We start from the raw sequence: 21,062 nt of genomic DNA, 5'->3' as shown, positions 1-21,062 counted from the left end.
GGAGCCGATGGAGTCGCCAGTGCTTAATCTTCGTGCTCAAGCTCAATGTTAATCGCTAATGAGCGGATTTCCTTAGTCAATACGTTGAATGACTCTGGCATACCCGGCTCCATGCGATGATCACCATCCACAATGTTTTTATACATGCGGGTACGACCATTCACATCATCCGATTTAACTGTGAGCATCTCTTGCAAGGTATAAGCAGCACCGTAAGCTTCCAGTGCCCACACCTCCATCTCACCGAAACGTTGACCACCGAATTGCGCTTTACCGCCTAGTGGTTGCTGTGTAACCAAGCTGTACGAACCGGTAGAACGGGCGTGCATCTTGTCATCAACCAAGTGATTCAGCTTCAGCATATACATATAACCAACGGTCACTGGACGCTCGAAGCGATCACCAGTTCGTCCATCGTACAACCAGGTTTGGCCTGATTTAGGTAACTCAGCCAAATCAAACATTGCATGAATGTCTTCTTCCGTTGCACCATCGAATACTGGTGTGCCCATTGGCACGCCAAAACGAAGGTTACCAGCCATTGTCATAACTTCATCATCCGTCATTTCTGACAAATCAACAGTCTTGTCATCACGATGGTTATAAACTTTATTCAAGAATGTGCGAACAGTCTTAGGTGCTTTGCCAGTATCCAACAACTCACCAATTTTAGTGCCGACACCTTTTGCGGCCCAGCCTAAGTGGGTTTCAAGAATCTGACCGATGTTCATACGTGAAGGTACGCCCAGCGGGTTCAATACGATATCCACTGGCTCACCATTTTCGTCATATGGCATATCTTCAATCGGAACAATAGTTGAAATAACACCTTTGTTACCGTGACGCCCCGCCATCTTGTCACCAGGCTGAATACGACGTTTAACCGCCAAGTAAACTTTAACGATTTTCTGAACGCCTGGAGCCAAATCATCACCTTGAGTGATTTTAAGCTTCTGGACTTCAAACTTCTTGTCATACTCTTTGCGCTGTTCAGCAAGATAGTTAGCCAGACTTTCAAGGGCTTGTTGTTTTTCCTCAACTCGCAACTGAATTTCTAGATACTGTGAAGGCTCAAGCTCATCCAAGTAGTCAACAGTGATTTTGCTGCCTTTCTTGAATTTATTTGGCCCCTTCTCACCAACACAACCCATAACAAGGTTACGCGCACGCTGGTAAATACTATCTGCCAAGATACGGAACTCATCATTTAAATCTTTCTTAGCGCTAGCGACTTCAGCATTCTCGATTTCTTTTGCACGAGCATCTTTCTCAACGCCGTCACGAGTAAAGACTTGAACGTCAATAACCGTTCCGTGAGTTGAGGTACCGACGCGCAACGAAGTATCTTTAACGTCTGAAGCTTTCTCACCAAAGATGGCTCTCAATAACTTCTCTTCTGGAGTTAATTGCGTTTCGCCTTTTGGTGTTACTTTACCAACCAGAATATCGCCTGGTTTTACTTCAGCACCTATATAAACAATACCTGATTCATCCAGTTTGCTTAGTGCGCTTTCGCCAACGTTTGGAATATCAGCTGTAATTTCTTCAGGTCCCAACTTAGTATCACGAGAGATACAGGTTAATTCCTGAATATGGATACTGGTGAAGCGATCTTCCTGCACCACATTCTCTGAGATAAGGATCGAATCCTCAAAGTTGTAACCATTCCAAGGCATAAATGCTACGCGCATATTCTGACCAAGCGCTAACTCACCCAAGTCTGTAGATGGGCCATCAGCCAGAACGTCACCGCGAGCAACGATGTCGCCTTGCTTAACGATTGGACGCTGATTGATACAAGTGTTTTGGTTTGAGCGCGTGTACTTGGTGAAGTTGTAAATATCTACACCTGAGTCGTTATCACCCACTTCATCTTCATTTACACGAATTACTACTCGGCTGGCATCGACTTGATCAACAACACCACCGCGCTTTGCTGCTACAACCACACCTGAATCGACAGCTACTGTTCTTTCCATGCCGGTACCAACAAGTGGTTTTTCAGCACGCAAAGTTGGAACTGCCTGACGCTGCATGTTTGAACCCATTAATGCACGGTTCGCATCATCGTGCTCAAGGAATGGAATCATACTCGCTGCAACTGATACGATCTGCTGCGGTGAAACATCCATATATTGAACCTGATCTGGCGTGGCCAACATAAACTCACCCTGGAATCGAGAAGGTACCAAATCATCTGAGAAGGTTCCGTTCTTATCCAGGTTGGCGTTTGCCTGTGCAATGACAAATTTGCCTTCATCAATCGCAGACAAATAATCCACATCGGCAGTAGGCTTACCATCAGCAACACGACGATATGGTGTTTCAAGGAAACCATACTGGTTGGTTCTGGCATAACATGCCAAAGAGTTAATCAAACCAATGTTTGGACCTTCCGGTGTTTCAATCGGACACACACGACCATAGTGAGTTGGGTGTACGTCACGAACCTCAAAGCCCGCGCGCTCACGCGTCAAACCACCAGGGCCTAATGCCGAAACTCGACGTTTGTGAGTAATTTCAGATAATGGATTATTTTGATCCATAAACTGAGACAACTGACTTGAGCCAAAGAATTCTTTAACTGCAGCAGAAACTGGTTTTGCGTTGATAAGGTCTTGCGGCATCAAGTTTTCACTTTCTGCTTGGGACAGACGTTCTTTAACAGCACGCTCAACACGAACTAAACCAACACGGAATTGGTTTTCTGCCATTTCGCCAACACAACGAATACGACGGTTACCTAAGTGGTCAATATCATCTACTGTACCACTACCGTTACGAATTTCGATCAATGTTTTAATGACATCAATAATATCTTGGTTGGAAAGTGTTCCCTCACCTTCAATCTCATCACGACCAACGCGACGATTGAACTTCATACGACCAACGCGAGATAGGTCATAACGCTCAAGGTTGAAGAATAGGTTTTCAAATAATGCTTCTGCCGCATCTTGCGTTGGCGGTTCGCCAGGACGCATCATGCGATAGATTTCAACTTTCGCCTCAAGTGGAGTACGGGTTGAGTCGATACGCAATGTATCTGACATATATGGGCCATGATCGAGATCGTTGGTGTAAAGTGTAGGAACTTCAGTTACACCAGACTCAATCATCTTTTCTAGAATTTCTTCGGTAATCTCTGCGTTTGCTTCAGCAATAATTTCGCCCGACTCTTTATCGATAATGTCAGTAGCTAATGCGCGGCCGTAGATATACTCCGTTGGAACGTCTAGCTTTTTAACACCAGCTTTTTCAAGTTGTGCAATATGTCGAGGTGTAATACGACGACCTTCTTCTACAACAACTTTACCCTTAGCTTTGATTTCAAAAGTAGCCGTTTCACCACGTAAGCGTGATGGGATCAGCTCAAGCTGAACCTCGCCTTTCTTAGTGATGTAGAAATTATTACGCTCGAAGAACATGTCAAGCATGTCCTGGGTGTTGTAACCCAAAGAACGAAGAATAATCGAAGCAGGCAGTTTACGGCGACGGTCGATTCGCACATAAAGCATATCTTTTGGATCAAATTCGAAATCCAACCATGAACCACGGTAAGGTATAACGCGAGCTTGATAAAGTAGCTTACCTGAGCTGTGTGTTTTACCTCGATCTGAGTCGAAGAACACACCAGGACTACGGTGTAACTGAGACACAATAACACGCTCAGTACCGTTAATTACGAAGGTACCGTTTTCTGTCATTAACGGTAGTTCACCCATGAATACTTCTTGTTCGCGAATATCTTTTACTTTTTTGGTCTTAGAGTCTTTATCATAGATGACCAAGCGAATTTTGACGCGAAGTGGTGCAGCATAGGTTATGCCACGAATTTGACATTCTTTAACATTAAAGACAGGTTCGCCCAATGAATATCCGACGTATTCTAATGCGGCGTTACCTGAATAACTTTCAATTGCGAAAATAGACTTGAACGCTGAGTCCAAACCTGAATCTTCATCGCCTCTTGGCTCAAGAAATTCACGGTATGAATCTTTTTGGATTGCCAAAAGATAAGGCACATCGAGAATATTGGAACGTCGACCAAAATCCTTACGGATTCGCTTTTTCTCAGTGTATGAATATGCCATGCGGGTTCCTCGGCTAGCTAGCTTTTAACCAGTGATATATTGCGTAGAAATTTCTACTAAGTGTGGCTCTTAACCACTTGCCGTTAAAACGGCAAAAAGGCCGGTGACAAAGTCACCAGCCATTTTGGACTGTTTGCTGTCGAAACTGACACCAAGTAATAGACTTATTACTTGACTTCAACTTCTGCGCCAGCTTCTTCCAATTGCTTCTTGATGTCTTCTGCTTCAGCTTTCTCAACACCTTCTTTAACAGCAACAGGAGCGCCTTCAACCATGTCTTTAGCTTCTTTCAAGCCAAGACCAGTGATGCCGCGGATAGCTTTAATTACAGCTACTTTGTTACCGCCAAAGCTTTTCATTACAACGTCAAACTCAGTTTGCTCTGCAGCTGCACCAGCGTCACCGCCAGCAGCTGGGCCAGCTACTGCAACAGCAGCGGCAGCAGAAACACCGAATTTTTCTTCCATTGCTTCAACAAGTTCAACAACTTCCATTACGCTCATTTCAGCAATAGCGTTCAAGATATCATCTTTAGATAGAGCCATTTCTAGTCTCCTGGGTATTTAAATTTAAAATTAACAAAATGTTAAAACTACGGTTAAACAGATCTCGAACTATAGAGTCTTAGGCCGCTTGTTTTTGATCGCGAACTGCAGCAACCACACGAGTAACCTTGGTCGGTACTTCTTTGAAAGTACGAGCAAGTTTAGTGATAGGTGCGTTCATAACCATCATCAATGTAGCAAGTGCTTCGTCTCTTGTTGGCAAGGCAGCCACAGCGTCAAGACGCTCAGGGCCATGTAACTCACCACCAATAGCAATACCAGTTACTTCAAGTTGTTTGTTCTCTTTTGCGAAGTCTTTAAATAGACGCGCCGCTGCACCAGGTGCATCGATAGAGAACGCATAAACCAAAGGACCAGTTAATGCATCTTGCATACAAGCGAACTCAGTCTCTTCAACAGCACGACGAGCTAGCGTGTTACGAATAACGCGCACATAAACATTGCTTTCACGTGCTTTCACACGAAGCGCAGTCATTTGCTCTACTGTTAAACCGCGGTACTCAGCTACTACGGCTGAAAGGGCGTCTTTTGCTACTGTATTTACTTCAGTAACAATCGCCTTTTTGCCTTCAAGTCTAAGTGCCACTAGTTCACCTCCAGTTTTTCGAACCTTTGCTTTCGCTCCGGTCGAGTTTTACGTTTGATAAGGCAAGCCTTATCCTTTGAGTTACGGTGAACGATTCCACTTAAAAAGTTTCATCAAGGTCTCACCGTCTGCGTAGGCAATCATTAAACCAGTTGGTCGTAATCTCTATATCTACTGAGATAAGCGATTCACCAGTACCTACGGTCTTTGACGGTTCCCTGAATTGCTTTCACACCCCAGGAAACCCAAAGCCTTTATAATCAGTCCTTAAGCGATAAGCTCGACTGATCGATTGCTAAACCAGGACCCATAGTTGAAGAAAGAGAAATCTTCTTCATATAGGTGCCTTTTGATGAAGCGGGTTTAGCTTTTTTCAATGCGATTAGTAAACTGGTTAAGTTTTCTAGAAGCGCATTGCTTTCAAATGTTACTTTACCAATTGCAGCGTGAACGATACCGTTTTTATCTGCACGGTATTGAACCTGACCAGCTTTGGCGTTTTTAACTGCAGTTGCAACGTCAGGTGTTACCGTACCCACTTTTGGGTTTGGCATTAAGCCACGAGGACCTAAAATCTGACCTAATTGACCAACCACACGCATTGCGTCTGGACTAGCAATTACAACGTCAAAGTCCAAGTTACCTTTCTTAACTTCTTCAGCTAAATCTTCCATACCGGCAATATCTGCACCCGCAGCTTTTGCCTCATCCACATTATTTGTGAATACAGCAACGCGAACGTCTTTACCTGTACCATTTGGAAGAACGGTAGCGCCACGAACAACCTGATCAGATTTACGTGGGTCGATACCAAGGTTAATTGCAACCTCAAGACTTTCGTCGAACTTGACAGTAGAAACTTCTTTTAACAACTGAATAGCTTCTTCAGCTGAAAAGACTGTGCGACCAGCAACTTTTTCGTTGATAGCGCGAATACGTTTTGAAATTTTAGCCATTACCTTAACCCTCTACGTCGACGCCCATTGAGCGTGCTGTGCCAGCGATTGTCTTAACGGCTGCATCCATATCCGCAGCAGTTAAATCAGGCTCTTTAGTTGTAGCAATCTCTTCTAACTGAGCGCGAGTAATTTTACCCACTTTCTTAGTATTAGGAGTTGCACTACCAGACTTGAGGCCTAATGCTTTTTTGATTAGAACAGACGCTGGAGGAGTTTTAGTAATGAATGTAAAGCTACGATCATTATAAACAGTGATTACTACTGGAGTCGGAAGACCTTTTTCCAGTTTTTCTGTTTGCGCGTTAAAAGCTTTACAGAATTCCATGATGTTCACACCATGCTGACCCAAAGCTGGGCCAACTGGTGGACTAGGATTAGCCATACCGGCTGCTACTTGTAGCTTAATATAAGCTTCGACTTTCTTAGCCATGTTTCACCTCTATGTGGGTTCAAACGCTAGCTTTAACTAGCTCCCCGTTTTAACAAAAATATCTTTTTTACAAAGACAATAAAGCGCTCCCCGTGTTGGTTTCCCAAACAGAGATACGCTGAATTCGTTTTGCTGCCTAGCCTTTTTCGACTTGGCTGAACTCCAATTCTACAGGAGTTGAGCGTCCAAAGATAGAGACAGACACTTGTAAACGGCTTTTCTCGTAGTTTACAGACTCTACAACACCGTTAAAGTCCGCGAACGGACCATCAGTAACCCGCACCATTTCGCCGGGTTCAAACAAAACTTTTGGCTTCGGTTTATCGCCACTGTCTTCTATACGATTCAAGATCGCATTGGCTTCTTTCTCACTAATTGGAGCTGGGCGATCTGAAGTACCGCCGATAAAGCCCATGACTCGTGGAGTATTTCGAACTACTTGCCATGATTCTTCGTCCATATCCATCTGAACTAATACATAACCTGGGAAGAACTTGCGCTCACTACGTCTCTTTTGACCAGCTCTCATTTCAACCACTTCTTCAGTAGGAACAAGAACTTCGCCAAACTTGTCTTCTAAACCCGCTAACTGGATACGCTCTTCCAGCATGGTTTTTACTTTGTTTTCATAGCCTGAAAAGGCTTGTACAACGTACCAACGTAGTGCCATGCAAGAACTCCTAGCCGATAATCGGACTAATTAAGAAGCTATTTATGAGCCAATCAATCAAGGCTAAAAACAAACCGAGAATGATAACCATGATGATTACCATAATAGTTGTCTTTACTGTCTCGTTCGACGTTGGCCAAATAACTTTGCGCAGCTCAGTGCGCGCTTCACGAGCAAACTTCCAAAACGCCTGACCCTTTGCAGTTGCCATAGCAGCAACAATTGCTAGAATCACTGACACTAGAACTACGGCTGTGCGAATTAAAATTGACTCTTCAGACAAATAATTGAAGCCATAAATCCCTGCCGCGATTAATGCAAAAGCAAAGAACCACTTCAAACCGTCTAATTTAGAACCTGTATTTGTCGCCTGTGCGCTCATGAAATAAACCTTTATTATCAGCCACTTAAACTCATTACAATAGAGAAAGTGGCAGGCCAGGAGGGACTCGAACCCCCAACTTTCGGTTTTGGAGACCGACGCTCTACCAATTGAACTACTGGCCTAAAACTGATTGTCAAAAATTAAGGCAGGGAATTATACCCTGCCTTATTTGAATTGCAATTGATTATTCAAGAATTTTAGCAACAACACCAGCGCCTACTGTACGACCGCCTTCACGGATCGCAAAGCGCAAACCTTCGTCCATCGCAATCGGAGCGATCAACTCTACGTTCATTTTGATGTTATCACCTGGCATAACCATCTCTACGCCTTCTGGTAGTTCACAAGCACCCGTTACGTCAGTCGTACGGAAGTAGAACTGTGGACGGTAGCCTTTGAAGAATGGAGTATGACGACCACCTTCTTCTTTTGATAGAACATACACTTCAGCTTCGAAACGAGTATGCGGGTTGATAGTGCCAACGTGTGCCAATACCTGACCACGCTCAACTTCATCACGCTTAGTACCACGTAGTAGTACACCTACGTTGTCGCCTGCTTCACCTTGGTCAAGCAATTTACGGAACATCTCTACACCAGTTACCGTAGTCTTCGTTGTATCTTTGATACCAACGATTTCGATCTCTTCACCCACTTTGACCACACCGCTCTCAACACGGCCGGTTACTACCGTACCACGACCTGAGATTGAGAATACGTCTTCGATTGGCAACAAGAATGGCTTGTCAATCGCACGCTCTGGCTCTGGGATGTAAGTGTCTAGTGCTTCGCCTAATGCTACGATAGCTTCTTGACCTAATGGGCCTTCGTCACCTTCCAACGCTTTCAACGCTGAACCACGGATGATTGGCGTGTCGTCGCCTGGGAATTCGTATTGGTCTAGCAATTCACGAACTTCCATCTCGACAAGCTCTAACAACTCTTCGTCGTCGACCATGTCGCATTTGTTCAAGAATACGATGATCTTAGGTACACCTACCTGACGTGATAACAAGATGTGCTCACGTGTCTGTGGCATTGGGCCGTCTGCAGCCGATACTACCAAAATCGCGCCGTCCATCTGTGCAGCACCGGTGATCATGTTTTTAACATAGTCAGCGTGGCCTGGGCAGTCTACGTGTGCATAGTGACGGGCTGGAGTTTCGTATTCAACGTGTGAGGTTGAAATCGTGATACCACGCTCTTTTTCTTCTGGAGCGTTATCGATATCTGCGAAAGCTCGAGCGGCACCGCCGTATACTTTTGCCAATACAGTACAGATTGCTGCAGTTAGGGTCGTTTTACCGTGGTCAACGTGGCCAATGGTGCCGACGTTTACGTGCGGTTTGTTACGTTCAAATTTTTCTTTAGCCATTATATAGCCTCCCGGAATATCCGCGTTTTAAGTTCCAATGTTAAAACGGGTGTCTACCGGGTCGTACGTTACTCGTACCTGCACCCTGCACCCTATTGTTTGCCTTGATATAGCTACCCAGGCAAAGCTGGTGCCGATAAGCAGATTTGAACTGCTGACCTCTCCCTTACCAAGGGAGTGCTCTACCTACTGAGCTATATCGGCAAATTGTTTGATACAGTAATTGGAGCGGGTAGCGGGGATCGAACCCGCATCATCAGCTTGGAAGGCTGAGGTTCTACCATTGAACTATACCCGCGCTATATCCACACTGTGATAAAGCATACGAACAATCGTTCGCTACCAGTCAGCCCTGACTCAGTTGTCACTGATGAGAATTGCTGACCGGGTGAAAAATGGTGGAGGGGGCTGGATTCGAACCAGCGAAGCTTTCGCGTCAGATTTACAGTCTGATCCCTTTGGCCGCTCGGGAACCCCTCCAGGACTTGAGCAAACATGTCTGCTCAAAAGAGCGCGCATGATGCCAATTTGTTGCAGTAATTGCAAGCAGTAATCTTTACTCTACCTGCTTAATACTAAGGGTTGCAATGCAACCCTTAAGAATAATGGTGCCGGCTGCCGGAATCGAACTGGCGACCTACTGATTACAAGTCAGTTGCTCTACCTACTGAGCTAAGCCGGCTTAATCATCATGCCTGGGGCATGTCATTAAGTGGCGGGAATTTTAGCTACCTCATTTTGGTTTGGCAATGCTTTTTTATGATTTTTTTAAAATTGGCTATGAATTGGCTTTATCTGCCGTTTTTTTAGTCAGATTATCCAAGAACCAATAGAAAAGTCCCTGTAAAACCAGATCTTTTTGGTATTTAAGATACTTTTTGAAACCTGTATTGAGCAAACTGATTAATTGTTCTGCATCGCCCCCGGTCACAATTACAACGTCCAGTTGAAGCTGGTGGCACAATTTGTCTATCAGGTGTTCCAAATAAGCGACACTGGCACACAATGTCCCCTGCTCAATTGCCTGCTGTGTGTTAGTCGCTAGCCATTCACTATCCAATTGGTCATCTCGGTTGTGCTGTGCGCTCCAGGCAATGCGGCCTGTATCACCCAATAGGCTCGACTGCATCAGCCTGTGGCCAGGAATAATATGGCCACCCAAGTGCTGCCCGCTACTATCGATCACATCTAAGGTGATAGCTGTCCCAGCATCAATAACAGCAAATGCCTGTGTTGTTAACTCTGTTCCAGCGATCATTGCCAACCATCGGTCAACACCTAAGGCCTCAGTGACTTTATAGCTATTAAATAATCTGCCCCCCTGTTGGCTTCGATACTCTCGTGAGGACTGCGGTAAAATGGGGAGCATCTCAAATACCTGCTCACAATAATTTTGCAGCAACTTCCAGACGTCTTCATTCGCTACACAGCTGATGGCAATGGCTTCAACCTTAGCTTCAAACTCTTGGCTCACTGTTTCTTTAATCGCTTTAAATCGAGCCAACCAATGGGCTTCGGAAAAGCCTTGATTACTCCATTGTCCCGAAGCTTGCCAATTAATGCCAGACGCCTCATTGGTAAGCACCCACTTACTACGAGAGTTACCTATATCAATTAGCAGAATCATTCTTGGCAAACTCCTTAGCTAAGCTCTGAAACGCAAGCTAACTTCGCCAGCATAAATAGGGATCACGCCCTGCCCCGTTTGCAATAACAATGCTCCGGTATCATCAACCCCTGCACCAATTCCTTTCAACTCCTGATGTTGCTGCAAAATACTCACCTTCTGGCCAAAACACTCATCAACCTCTTGCCATAACTCCTGAAAGGCCGCAAAGCCCTTTTGTTCAAAAAGCTCTAGCGCTTGATTGAATTCAACAATCGTCTTCGCTAAAACCTGCTGACGACTGACATCAGGAGCTAGATCATTAACATTCATCCACTCTTGCTCAATAGATTGAGCCAGCGTGCTTCCCATCTGCATATTTAAACCAACTCCAATAACCACCTGCAAAGCACCTGCCACATCACCAGACAACTCAATCAAAATACCGCCCAGCTTTTTTCCTTGATAGCGAATATCGTTTGGCCACTTTAACTGCACGCCTTCAATGTCCAAACTTTGCAATGCCTTAATGATCGCAAGACCAACCACCAGACTCAAACCACCTAGCTGTTGTACTGGCATCTGCGTTTGCCAACCCACGGACCAATAAAGGTTGCTGGCTAGTGGCGACACCCATTGTCGGCCACGACGTCCTCGACCTGCTGACTGATACTCAGCTGCAAGCACCTTTTTATGGCAAAAACCGGCACCTTTAAGTTGTTCGTTGGTTGAATCGGTTAATAAAAGAACCTCAGATTGCCAATCCTCCAAGCCTGTAGATACCATCTCTTGCTGTAAACTTTGCGCATCCAAAAGTTGCAGCGACTTAATCAATCGATAGCCCTTGCGTGTAACCGACTCGAACTCAAGGCCAAGAGCTTCTAGCTGTTGCATCAACTTCCAGACATAGGCACGACTGACCGATAGCTCATCCGCCAGTTTTTGCCCGGAATGAAAGTTTCCATCCTTTAATAAGGATATCAACTGTCTTAATTGCTGATCGCGATGCTCTGTCATGATAAAAATATCTGCTGTTCGCCAATAATCCACACTTCGGGTTCTAGCTTAACGCCAAATAACTCCAAGACCTTATCTCGCACCTGCCCTGCTACCTGCAAAATATCCTGTCCGCTTGCATGTCCATAATTAACCAGAACCAAGGCCTGCTTTTCATGTACACCCGCATCACCCTGACGATAGCCTTTTAAACCAGCCTTTTCGATTAACCAGCCCGCGGCAATTTTATAGTGTCCAGAGCCCACTGAGTAAGCGACCAGCTCCGGAAAAGCATCAAGTAACATCTGATATTGCTCTTCAGTAACGATTGGATTTTTAAAGAAGGAACCGGCATTGCCAAGTTGAGCAGGATCGGGCAATTTACTTTGCCTTATCGCTATCACAGCATCGCTTACTTTTTTTGCTGTGATAGATGTTTCACCTTCAAGTTCCTGTTTCAGAGGGCCGTATTCTATGTGCGGCTGAAGATTCTTATTTAACCGCAAGGTTACCTGAGTAATAACAAAACGCCCCTTCAATTCCTTCTTAAAAATACTGTCCCGATATCCAAACTGGCAGTCTTCTGCTGAAAACTCTTGAATATGGCCAGTAGCTAACTCGATTGCCTGCAAATTTATAAAACGCTCTTGCAGCTCAACACCGTAAGCGCCAATATTCTGAATTGGGGCGGCACCGACATTACCGGGAATTAATGACAAATTCTCAAGACCCGAATAGCCTTTATCCAAAGTATCTAACACCAACTGATGCCAGTTGACCCCAGCTCCCACTTTCACCCACACTTCATCTTTGCCATTATTCTGCTCAAGGTATTCAATCCCCTGAATATTAGCCTGTAAGAAGATCAGCGGGATATGTCCCAGCAACAAGAGATTGCTGCCGCCACCGAGAATAAAGAGCGAATCAAGCGCTGGCTTTTCTGCTTTAAGCCAGCTTTGAATAGACGGTTCATCGTTAAAACTGATTAACTCATTACAAGTGGCCTCAACGCCGAAGGTATTAAAAGGCTTTAATGAAGCAGGGACGGAGTTAGCCAAGGATATTGCCTGTTCGATTTAGAATTTAAGTTGTCTGCATTGTACCAAAAGCTGTTTGAAATACTATTCTCCTGCATTTCTAACATTCACAGTTAGTTACAGTTTTTTAGAAATGGCTTTATAAGCCTGATTGCACTCTGCTTTGAATTAAGGTATTCCTGTATCCACAAACTGAATGGGGAGTAGTATAAAGATGACCAAGACAACTTTAGCGATAGCGGCTTTGATCGCATCCACGGCCATGAGCCCAAGCTCAGCTAATGATGAAACAGCCAATACAAAATGGTTGCATTGCGGTAACCTGATTGACACTCAAGCTGGTAAGGTTTTAGGTGAGCACTTTATCCAGATCACGGGCAATAAAGTTAGCGAAGTAACCACCAACAAGCCTTCCACCAATTCTTTCATCGACCTGAGCAACAAAACCTGCCTACCTGGCTTGATGGATATGCATGTTCATCTCGACGGTGAAATGAGCCCAACGGCTTATGTCGAAGGTTTTACTCTCAATCCTGCCGATCTGGCCTTCCGCGCTCAAGAATACGGTATGCGCACTTTGCTCGCTGGCTTCACCACAGTGCGCAATCCCGGCGACAGCTATAATGTCACCATCTCTTTGCGCAATGCTATTAACCAAGGCTGGGTTGATGGACCTCGAATTTATTCAGCAGGGAAATCGCTTGCCTCAACTGGTGGTCATGCCGATCCAACTAATGGTGTAAATGCTAAGCTTATGGGCGATCCAGGCCCCAAACAGGGCGTTGTTAACAGCGTCGAAGATGCCAAAAAGGCTGTCCGTCAACGATACAAGGAAGGTGCTGATTTTATCAAGGTCACTGCAACTGGCGGTGTGCTCAGTTTGGCTAAGAGCGGCCAGAATCCTCAGTTTACGGTGGAGGAATTGAAGTCCATTATTGATACTGCCAAAGATTATGGCATGCATGTCGCAGCCCACGCCCATGGTAAAGAGGGCATGCTCCGCGCTATCGAAGCAGGCATTACTAGTATCGAGCATGGCACCTACATGGATAAAGAGGTCATGCGAGCCATGAAAAAGAATGGTACTTATTACGTACCCACCGTAATTGCCGGTAAGTTTGTCGCAGAAAAAGCGGAAATTGATGGATTTTTTCCAGAAATTGTTCGCCCAAAGGCACGTGCCGTAGGACCTTTAATCCAAAACACTTTTGGAGAAGCCTATGATTATGGCGTCAAGATTGCCTTTGGCACCGACAGTGGTGTGTCGGCACATGGCGATAATGCTAAAGAGTTTGAATATATGGTTGAAGCAGGCATGCCAGCCATGGCCGCCATACAAAGCGCTACTGTGACCTCAGCAGAATTATTAGATAACGATCAAATCGGTGTAATTGCAAAAGGGAAATTAGCCGATATTATCGCGGTAGACGGTAATCCAGCAGAGGACATTAAACTGCTGCAAAATGTCTCATTTGTCATGAAAGACGGCACTATCTACAAACAATAAGTTACACACAGTAAGGCCTTACAAAGAAAAGCCGGCTAATTCTGCATGGAAAGCAGGCCGGCTTTTTAAAGGCTCTTTTTTACAGCGAAACGGTATAAACATCATCCTGATTAACCGTACCAACTTCTTGCACTAAGCTTCTGTTCTTATCGAATACGGTTGCCGTATTAGCAATCGAGTAATCAAAATAAAGCTTTCGATAAACGTTTTCCTCATCCATCCGTGGCGTCAAAAACTTGATTTTAACTTCACTAGAGTTACGCGATACAATCTCATAAAAAGATGTTTTTTGACTAACCTTTAATAAATTGCCGGTCAGAACATACTGTAAATCATACTCGCCACCAGAGCTCCCATCAGTACTTTTTTGGACCGTCCAGCCCGCTTTACGCATTTCTTGCTCATAGGCACCAGCCCTGGACTCCACTTCATCCCTTGATGTGAACTCCCAGTCAGGCATAACGATGATAGCCATCGACACATCACCGTTTTTCTGAATACGCAACATTTCATCTTGTGACCAGCAGCCACTCAAGGCTAGTAACAGTACAACAATCCCCAATAATTTCATAAGCTCACCCCATCTATGATTTTTTTTAAAGAATGTCAGATTGCACCATTTAAAGCAATCGCATTTAATCAATTGACTTATGGCAATAGCACTAACATATGGATTAAATTGTGTGTATAATCGCCCCCGTTAAGCAAGTGGTCAGTTCAGTACATCCTTTCTACGATTATTCCGCGATTGTTGTATCTTTTGAAATTGGGTTTTCAGTTGGCCTACGCTTATTCGAGCAAATTCGCTCTTCATGTTTTTATAGGTAACACTGATGACACAAGATCAAACCATTACCAGTTTTGACGAACTGGGACTTTCGCCTGCCGTATTAAAATCCATTAAACAAGTTGGCTACGAACAACCTTCACCGATCCAAAGCGCCAGCATTCCTGTGCTTATGGCTGGTAAAGACATTATTGGTCAGGCCCAGACCGGTACCGGTAAAACAGCAGCTTTTGCTTTACCGATGCTTTCCAGATTGGATGCAAAGGACAACAACACCCAACTTTTGGTTTTAGCTCCAACACGCGAGCTCGCCATTCAGGTTGCTGAAGCCTGCCAAAGTTATGCTAAAAATATGCCAGGCTTAAACGTATTGCCAATTTATGGCGGTCAAAAATACGATATTCAGTTACGTCAACTTAAGCGTGGCGCGCAAATAGTAGTAGGGACACCCGGCCGTGTGATGGATCATATTCGCCGCGGCACACTTAAACTCGACAATTTAAAAGCGCTGGTATTGGATGAAGCCGACGAAATGTTACGCATGGGCTTTATTGATGACGTTGAATGGGTGTTAGGCCATACGCCTAAAACTCGCCAAATCGCACTATTCTCCGCAACCATGCCAAAAGAAATCAAAAAAGTTGCCGAGAAGTATTTGCATGAGCCTGAGCACATCAAAATTCAAACTAAAACCAGTACCGCAACCACCATTAATCAGCGTTATTGGTTAGTTAGCGGTATACATAAGCTGGATGCGTTAACACGAGTTCTTGAAACCGAAGAATTCGATGGCATGATCATTTTCGTGCGCACTAAAATTGCCACGACAGAACTTGCTGATAAATTGACGGCGCGCGGTTTTAGAGCAGAAGCATTAAATGGTGACATCGCTCAGACCACACGCGAGCGAATCGTAGAAAAACTGAAGAAGGGTCAAATCGACATTCTTATTGCAACCGACGTTGCTGCACGTGGACTGGATGTTGAACGCATCAGTCACGTTGTTAACTACGATATTCCCTACGACACCGAGTCTTATGTTCACCGTATTGGTCGAACCGGCCGTGCCGGCCGAAGTGGTAATGCTATTTTATTCGTAGCACATCGCGAACGCCGCATGCTGAAAGCTATCGAACGCGCTACCAACCAACCAATAACAGAAATGCAGATGCCGAGTATTGATAATATCAATGAGCAACGCATGAGCCGTTTCGAGCGTAAGGTTTTAAGTACTATTGAGAATGATGATTTAAGTTTCTTTAAACAGTTTATTACTAAGCTCGAAGAAAAAACGGATACAGACCCACAAATCATTGCCGCAGCATTGGCTAAATTAGCGGGTGGCGATGAGTTAATTCTTAAAGAACTTCCAAAAGCTAAGAAAGAGCGCAGTGAAAGAGCAGATAGACCTGAAAGAAGTGATAGACGCGATCGCAAAGGACGTGATGAAGGCTCAAAGCGCAGTAGCGATAGAAGTTTTTCACCCTACGCCCAACCATTAAAGTCTCATCCTGATATCGAAATGGAACGCTTCAAAATCGAAGCAGGCCATAGCCATAACGTCAAAGTCAGCAACATCGTTGGCGCCATCGCCAATGAAGCTGAAATCGACAGCGAATATATTGGCCGTATCGACATCTTCGACGAATTCACCACAGTCGATCTTCCAGCAGGCATGCCAAAAGAAGTACTACAAATTCTCAGTAAAGCATATGTTGCTGGCAGGCCAATGAGCTTAACCGTAATAGGTGATCAAAAAGCCAGTAAAGGCGATAGTAAATTTAAAGGAAAAGATAAAGGCAAGCCCAAGAGTAAGGCCGGCAAACCTAAATTTAAAAAGTAAATAACATAAATAAAAAAGGCCTCACTTGAGGCCTTTTTTATTAACTTCGGTACTTTCTTAAGCTTACATAAGCAACTAACATAAGTAGTAGCCACATTGGTACGGAGCCACCTCCACCAGAGTCGCTTGAAGGTGGGTTACTGTCCCCTCCCCCGGAATTATTATTGCCTACCCTAGGATCTGTGCCATTAATATACTCCTGATAATTACTTATACCATCATTATCAAGATCAGTATTCCTATCTAAAGGATCGAAAGGGTTAAGTCCATACTGTTCCTCCCATTCATCAGGCATTTCATCATTATCATCATCTGGATCTGCATTATCTCCTATGCCATCACTATCGAAGTCTGCATTCTCTGATGGTTCTAAAGGAAAGGCATCTTCACTATCAATGAATCCATCTCCATCAGTATCTGAATTATGAGGATCAGTGCCTATATCTTTTTCTGCTCTGTAACTTAATCCATCTCCGTCAGAGTCTCTTAAATGTAAGTCATAGCTTCTAGGATCAAAACCCAAGTCTATCTCAACGCCATCATTAAGCCCATCGTCATCAGTATCGTCTTTTAGTATACTAGTTCCTAATTTAAACTCTTCATAATTTGAAAGACCATCGCCATCAATGTCAAGCGCACCATCGTGAGCCGACGTCGGGTCCATGTCATAAGCTAATTCATAAGCATCCCAGATTCCATCCCCATCTGAATCAACGCCTTCAACTTCCTGCTTATAGAGCTCCTTTCCGTACTGAGTGGAATAACCTATCAAATAAGCAGTATCAATATTTTTTAGGATATACTCCTGCGGATCCACATAGGAAAATTCTTGTTCGATATTCTCTAAAGTTACATCAAACTTATAAGTAAAATATTTTGTAGGTTCATCCCCCTGTTTACGCCAGTAATATCCCCGAACATAACAATAGCCATATATACACTCAAGTGGCTTACTAAGTTTTATCCCTTCTTCCTGCACATTAAGTGGTTCTTCGCCCAAGTTCTTGTAGTTAACAATGTCTAGTTTTTTGTTAAAAACCAATACATATGTAGAATCAGTATTATCACTTAATAAACCCAACCTATAATCGCCAGCATTTACCAACCATGTTCTTGCATCTTTTGCATGCACTAAATTTCCATCTGCGATGTTGATAGTTACGCTTTTCGTAGCATAATCATCAAGAGAAACCTTAATAAATTTTGTTTGTGACCTCTTATCAACTATCTCTTCTGCTCCAATAAGTAAAGCTTCATTTGTCAAAGCTAAAGGACCGTTTTCTGGAAGTCCGTTCCCTCCAAGTAATTCCAAACCTAGCTCATAAACACTAGGTGATTGATTCAATTTCACAATAAAGTTCTTTTCATAATATGTGTCAAATGATGACGAAGTACGCGTATGGCTAACAAGGACAGTGTCCTCTTTAAAGTAGACATATGGTTCTGTGCAACTCGCACTGTCATCTACGCAAGGTATACTAAATGTATTGCTAACTCCTACTCTATCGAATACTAAGAACTCAATTGTCTCTCTCTCTTCATCCCATCCGTAAGCCAAAGATGCCCCATCACCTCTGACTAGTTTTTTATAGACAGCGCCTATTTCAAATTCCCATATCCCATCAATCCCTTTTTGACGTACAACCCCATCGCTTAAGTAAGTTAGTACCCCATCATGCAGATTCAAATAATCAAAATTTTTATAGACAGCTTTATCAACAGTGCCCATATCTACTATTTCATTTGATAATGTGTCGTACAATTTAATATATACACTAGATATGTCAGTGAGATGATAATAATCATAAATTTCGTCAATACCTACTTGTTCATAATTATGTCTGTCCGGTGGTATATAACCCGTAAAAAAATCATCTTTTAGGCTGAATAGATTATAATTCTGCATATCATAAAAGGGAAAATAAGATATAACGACTCGAGTTACAGAACTAAACTTAGAGACTATCGAGTTACCTTGTGTACGGTTATCCTCATTAAAATCAGCTAGTTGAAATGCATTACCAAGCTGAGCATTGATCTTCCATGGTTCTGCACCGGTTTCTATTGTATAAGCGAAAACTATGTCTTTGCGACTATCATGTATTGGGGCATAAATACCTAGATTCTGTTGTTCCCACGATAAAGTAAAGTTCGAGTAAATATCCTCCCACTCATAAACCATTGTCTTACCTACAACAAATTGATTACCAGCCTTAGCCATCACCACAGTGAATAAGTTACCATTATCTTCAATCAGCCTTAGCCCACTGCCGTAATCGCTTTGTGGTAAATTCAACTCTTTATATTCATAGACTTTTTCTATACTAGAATATAGGTCAGTTTTTAAAAGATGCTTCTCACCTGTTCTTATATGAGTATACTCGTAACCAATAAAGTAGTACTCGCCGTTAAACATCACAAGGTTTGTTGATAAATCCTTATAATCAATCGCGGAACTTTCGGGAAAGTCAATAGCGTAAAAGCTATCTGCACTATCGTTTCTTATAATAAAACTAGTTAGATTATTATAGATGAGCTTATTATCGATAACCTTAAATGAATGCGAGGGTTTACTATTAAATTTTGTAACAGGGCCAAACTCTTTTTTTATGTCTCCTGAATCTGGGTCCAGGCTATAAATATAAAATAGATTATCTACATCTTTGTTTACATAGTAGACACTTCCATTATATATAAAATGAGATGAACCTATTCCTTGAACATGCACCTGTTCAACCGTCTTTGTTCTTAGATTTAGTCGATAAACAGGATTTTCCGCATTAGAGATACTAGGTTCATAATAGAAATAATCACCCAAAATAAAACTCTCATAGCTTACATTGTGGGAGTACGAGTCAGCAATAACTGGTAGATCAAGCTCTTCAATGCTCGATGTTTCTGAATCATAGATTATCAAATCTCTAGATTGCGGTGAAGTTAATACCAACTTGTTCTGTGTATAATAATGAGCAATAACGCCGTAATTAAAATCATTTGGATATAAGAATGTTGCTACCTTTACTGCTTGATTTGTTTCTTGAGCAACTTCCCAAATTTCAAATTCATGCGAAGACTCTCCAGACAACAAGATAACTAGCTTGTTATTAACCGTATAAAATGCCCTAAAGGTGCCTTCCAAATTTTTATCTTCGAGTCCTTTAACAAGATGAGTGCCGTTTTCAGTACCATCTGTTACAGCTAATCTTCGCCCCTTGATTCCGAACCACATATCGCTTGGAACTTCTACTTCAAAGTAAATCTTTTCATTCATACTTATAGAGTTAACGCCCCTTAATGTATGAGTGAATGAGTCACTATCTTCAACTTCGTAATTATAATCCTGAAGAACCTGAAAAGTGTCTGCATTTACCATGCTACTTATTATTAACAAAAATCCCAAAGTGAATATGCGCATTTTCGTAATCTTTCCTTATATTTAATATTGTCTTTTGCTTTAATTCATTATGTCATCACTTAACTATAATCTTGCCTTAAGATTACAAGGTTAATCGACGTTGTTTGAGTTCTATAAAGACCACGCATATTACATGAATCTATTTTCATTCTCCAATAATGCCTAATGTTGCCATCAGGCATTATTGTTATGCGGCGCGATAATCTATAGGGACGCAGGAGATGTGGCAGCACAGGAGTAATTCCCGAAGTAGTAGTTTCTGGTTGACCAATCAACACTACTTTTTCACTTAATTTCAAGCAATAAAAAACCCCGACATTACGGACGGTTTTTTCCATGAAGCGCTCGCGCGCGCTTCATGGTATGGCGATAATCGACAGGGATGTCATAAATAACAACGACCTTTGGAAGTGTCTTTGGTAAAACGCTAGGAGCAGTTTTGATATCTAAAGGTATTTCCTCCAGCCTTGCATATCAAGGCTGTCAGTCGCCTACTCTACTTTACCCCAAGCAAGTTTGTCCCACGACCGAAGGAAGTCCCTTTAGGGGTGGAGCCCAGGTAATATAACATTAGCTTTTCGATGGGGTAATAAAAAAGCCCCAGCATTGCTGCTGGGGCTTTTCAGTATAAGCGCTTGGCGATGACCTACTCTCACATGGGGAAGCCCCACACTACCATCGGCGATGAGTCGTTTCACTTCTGAGTTCGGGATGGGATCAGGTGGTTCCAACTCTCTATTGTCGCCAAGCATAAAAAATTGAGTATCTATGCTCGGACAAGTCTTTCAATTCGGTAGAAGCCGTATGCA

General features: G+C 43.2%; 15 protein-coding genes, 5 tRNA genes and 1 rRNA gene. 2 read left to right on the top strand and 19 right to left on the bottom strand.

Translation table 11 applies throughout. The features are described from left to right. Positions 1 to 23: 23 nt before the first annotated feature. From rpoB to murB, 16 genes are all read right to left on the bottom strand, one after another. Positions 24 to 4,091, bottom strand: coding sequence for a DNA-directed RNA polymerase subunit beta (rpoB, locus tag KKOR_RS02165; protein WP_012800365.1), 4,068 nt, complete (start codon positions 4,089 to 4,091; stop codon positions 24 to 26). A 167-nt stretch (positions 4,092 to 4,258) separates the two neighbouring features. Continuing rightward, on the bottom strand, positions 4,259 to 4,636 hold the full coding sequence (gene rplL / locus KKOR_RS02160; RefSeq protein WP_012800364.1) for a 50S ribosomal protein L7/L12: 378 nt from the start codon (positions 4,634 to 4,636) through the stop codon (positions 4,259 to 4,261). 79 nt (positions 4,637 to 4,715) lie between these two features. Further along, positions 4,716 to 5,243, bottom strand: a complete 528-nt coding sequence (gene rplJ / locus KKOR_RS02155) for a 50S ribosomal protein L10 (RefSeq protein WP_012800363.1) — start codon at positions 5,241 to 5,243, stop codon at positions 4,716 to 4,718. A 260-nt stretch (positions 5,244 to 5,503) separates the two neighbouring features. Beyond that, positions 5,504 to 6,199, bottom strand: a complete 696-nt coding sequence (gene rplA / locus KKOR_RS02150) for a 50S ribosomal protein L1 (protein ID WP_012800362.1) — start codon at positions 6,197 to 6,199, stop codon at positions 5,504 to 5,506. A gap of 4 nt (positions 6,200 to 6,203) precedes the next feature. Next, positions 6,204 to 6,632, bottom strand: a complete 429-nt coding sequence (gene rplK / locus KKOR_RS02145) for a 50S ribosomal protein L11 (RefSeq protein WP_012800361.1) — start codon at positions 6,630 to 6,632, stop codon at positions 6,204 to 6,206. Between the two features lie 136 nt (positions 6,633 to 6,768). Continuing rightward, on the bottom strand, positions 6,769 to 7,302 hold the full coding sequence (gene nusG / locus KKOR_RS02140; RefSeq protein ID WP_012800360.1) for a transcription termination/antitermination protein NusG: 534 nt from the start codon (positions 7,300 to 7,302) through the stop codon (positions 6,769 to 6,771). A gap of 10 nt (positions 7,303 to 7,312) precedes the next feature. Continuing rightward, a complete protein-coding gene (secE, locus tag KKOR_RS02135; RefSeq protein WP_012800359.1) occupies positions 7,313 to 7,684 on the bottom strand; it encodes a preprotein translocase subunit SecE in 372 nt (123 codons plus the stop codon). Positions 7,685 to 7,733: 49 nt separating this feature from the next. Then, positions 7,734 to 7,809: transfer RNA gene (locus KKOR_RS02130), tRNA-Trp, on the bottom strand. Between the two features lie 62 nt (positions 7,810 to 7,871). After that, positions 7,872 to 9,062, bottom strand: coding sequence for an elongation factor Tu (gene tuf, locus KKOR_RS02125; protein ID WP_012800358.1), 1,191 nt, complete (start codon positions 9,060 to 9,062; stop codon positions 7,872 to 7,874). Positions 9,063 to 9,190: 128 nt separating this feature from the next. Then, positions 9,191 to 9,266, bottom strand: a tRNA-Thr gene (locus KKOR_RS02120). Positions 9,267 to 9,286: 20 nt separating this feature from the next. After that, positions 9,287 to 9,360, bottom strand: a tRNA-Gly gene (locus KKOR_RS02115). Positions 9,361 to 9,458: 98 nt separating this feature from the next. After that, positions 9,459 to 9,542: transfer RNA gene (locus KKOR_RS02110), tRNA-Tyr, on the bottom strand. A gap of 126 nt (positions 9,543 to 9,668) precedes the next feature. Further along, positions 9,669 to 9,744: transfer RNA gene (locus KKOR_RS02105), tRNA-Thr, on the bottom strand. Between the two features lie 96 nt (positions 9,745 to 9,840). After that, the gene (locus KKOR_RS02100) at positions 9,841 to 10,689 is read right to left on the bottom strand and encodes a type III pantothenate kinase (RefSeq protein ID WP_012800357.1); all 849 of its coding nucleotides are present in this window, start codon (positions 10,687 to 10,689) and stop codon (positions 9,841 to 9,843) included. Between the two features lie 18 nt (positions 10,690 to 10,707). Then, on the bottom strand, positions 10,708 to 11,685 hold the full coding sequence (gene birA, locus KKOR_RS02095; RefSeq protein ID WP_012800356.1) for a bifunctional biotin--[acetyl-CoA-carboxylase] ligase/biotin operon repressor BirA: 978 nt from the start codon (positions 11,683 to 11,685) through the stop codon (positions 10,708 to 10,710). Beyond that, entirely contained in the window at positions 11,682 to 12,722 is a 1,041-nt protein-coding gene (gene murB / locus KKOR_RS02090) for a UDP-N-acetylmuramate dehydrogenase (RefSeq protein ID WP_012800355.1), read from the bottom strand. The genes birA and murB overlap by 4 nt, the downstream gene beginning before the upstream one ends. Positions 12,723 to 12,915: 193 nt before the next feature. Here murB and KKOR_RS02085 point away from each other — a divergent pair, with 193 nt between their 5' ends. Next, the gene (locus tag KKOR_RS02085; protein ID WP_012800354.1) at positions 12,916 to 14,208 is read left to right on the top strand and encodes a metal-dependent hydrolase family protein; all 1,293 of its coding nucleotides are present in this window, start codon (positions 12,916 to 12,918) and stop codon (positions 14,206 to 14,208) included. Positions 14,209 to 14,287: 79 nt separating this feature from the next. On the opposite strand, the gene KKOR_RS02080 is transcribed toward KKOR_RS02085, so the two are convergent. After that, complete coding sequence (locus KKOR_RS02080; protein ID WP_012800353.1) at positions 14,288 to 14,779, bottom strand: hypothetical protein; 492 nt, start codon at positions 14,777 to 14,779, stop codon at positions 14,288 to 14,290. 262 nt (positions 14,780 to 15,041) lie between these two features. On the opposite strand from KKOR_RS02080, the gene KKOR_RS02075 reads away from it, so the two are divergent. Further along, positions 15,042 to 16,838, top strand: a complete 1,797-nt coding sequence (locus KKOR_RS02075; protein ID WP_012800352.1) for a DEAD/DEAH box helicase — start codon at positions 15,042 to 15,044, stop codon at positions 16,836 to 16,838. A 40-nt stretch (positions 16,839 to 16,878) separates the two neighbouring features. Here the strand turns inward: KKOR_RS02075 and KKOR_RS13310 are convergent, their stop codons facing one another. Continuing rightward, on the bottom strand, positions 16,879 to 20,109 hold the full coding sequence (locus tag KKOR_RS13310) for a thrombospondin type 3 repeat-containing protein (RefSeq protein ID WP_143715030.1): 3,231 nt from the start codon (positions 20,107 to 20,109) through the stop codon (positions 16,879 to 16,881). Positions 20,110 to 20,886: 777 nt separating this feature from the next. Continuing rightward, positions 20,887 to 21,002: ribosomal RNA gene (gene rrf / locus KKOR_RS02065) — 5S ribosomal RNA — on the bottom strand. Between the last annotated feature and the right edge of the window lie 60 nt (positions 21,003 to 21,062).

This window comes from Kangiella koreensis DSM 16069, from assembly GCF_000024085.1.
In the GTDB taxonomy this organism is placed as follows: domain Bacteria; phylum Pseudomonadota; class Gammaproteobacteria; order Enterobacterales; family Kangiellaceae; genus Kangiella; species Kangiella koreensis.
This window is presented reverse-complemented; position numbering and strand designations above follow the sequence as displayed.

What these genes read in the sequence shown, in the direction of transcription:
- rpoB (WP_012800365.1), bottom strand. Translation starts at nt 4,091, where the DNA reads ATGGCATATTCATACACTGAGAAAAAGCGAATCCGTAAGGATTTTGGT.
- rplL (WP_012800364.1), bottom strand. Translation starts at nt 4,636, where the DNA reads ATGGCTCTATCTAAAGATGATATCTTGAACGCTATTGCTGAAATGAGC.
- rplA (WP_012800362.1), bottom strand. Translation starts at nt 6,199, where the DNA reads ATGGCTAAAATTTCAAAACGTATTCGCGCTATCAACGAAAAAGTTGCT.
- rplK (WP_012800361.1), bottom strand. Translation starts at nt 6,632, where the DNA reads ATGGCTAAGAAAGTCGAAGCTTATATTAAGCTACAAGTAGCAGCCGGT.
- nusG (WP_012800360.1), bottom strand. Translation starts at nt 7,302, where the DNA reads ATGGCACTACGTTGGTACGTTGTACAAGCCTTTTCAGGCTATGAAAAC.
- secE (WP_012800359.1), bottom strand. Translation starts at nt 7,684, where the DNA reads ATGAGCGCACAGGCGACAAATACAGGTTCTAAATTAGACGGTTTGAAG.
- tuf (WP_012800358.1), bottom strand. Translation starts at nt 9,062, where the DNA reads ATGGCTAAAGAAAAATTTGAACGTAACAAACCGCACGTAAACGTCGGC.
- KKOR_RS02100 (WP_012800357.1), bottom strand. Translation starts at nt 10,689, where the DNA reads ATGATTCTGCTAATTGATATAGGTAACTCTCGTAGTAAGTGGGTGCTT.
- birA (WP_012800356.1), bottom strand. Translation starts at nt 11,685, where the DNA reads ATGACAGAGCATCGCGATCAGCAATTAAGACAGTTGATATCCTTATTA.
- KKOR_RS02085 (WP_012800354.1), top strand. Translation starts at nt 12,916, where the DNA reads ATGACCAAGACAACTTTAGCGATAGCGGCTTTGATCGCATCCACGGCC.
- KKOR_RS02080 (WP_012800353.1), bottom strand. Translation starts at nt 14,779, where the DNA reads ATGAAATTATTGGGGATTGTTGTACTGTTACTAGCCTTGAGTGGCTGC.
- KKOR_RS02075 (WP_012800352.1), top strand. Translation starts at nt 15,042, where the DNA reads ATGACACAAGATCAAACCATTACCAGTTTTGACGAACTGGGACTTTCG.
- KKOR_RS13310 (WP_143715030.1), bottom strand. Translation starts at nt 20,109, where the DNA reads ATGAATGAAAAGATTTACTTTGAAGTAGAAGTTCCAAGCGATATGTGG.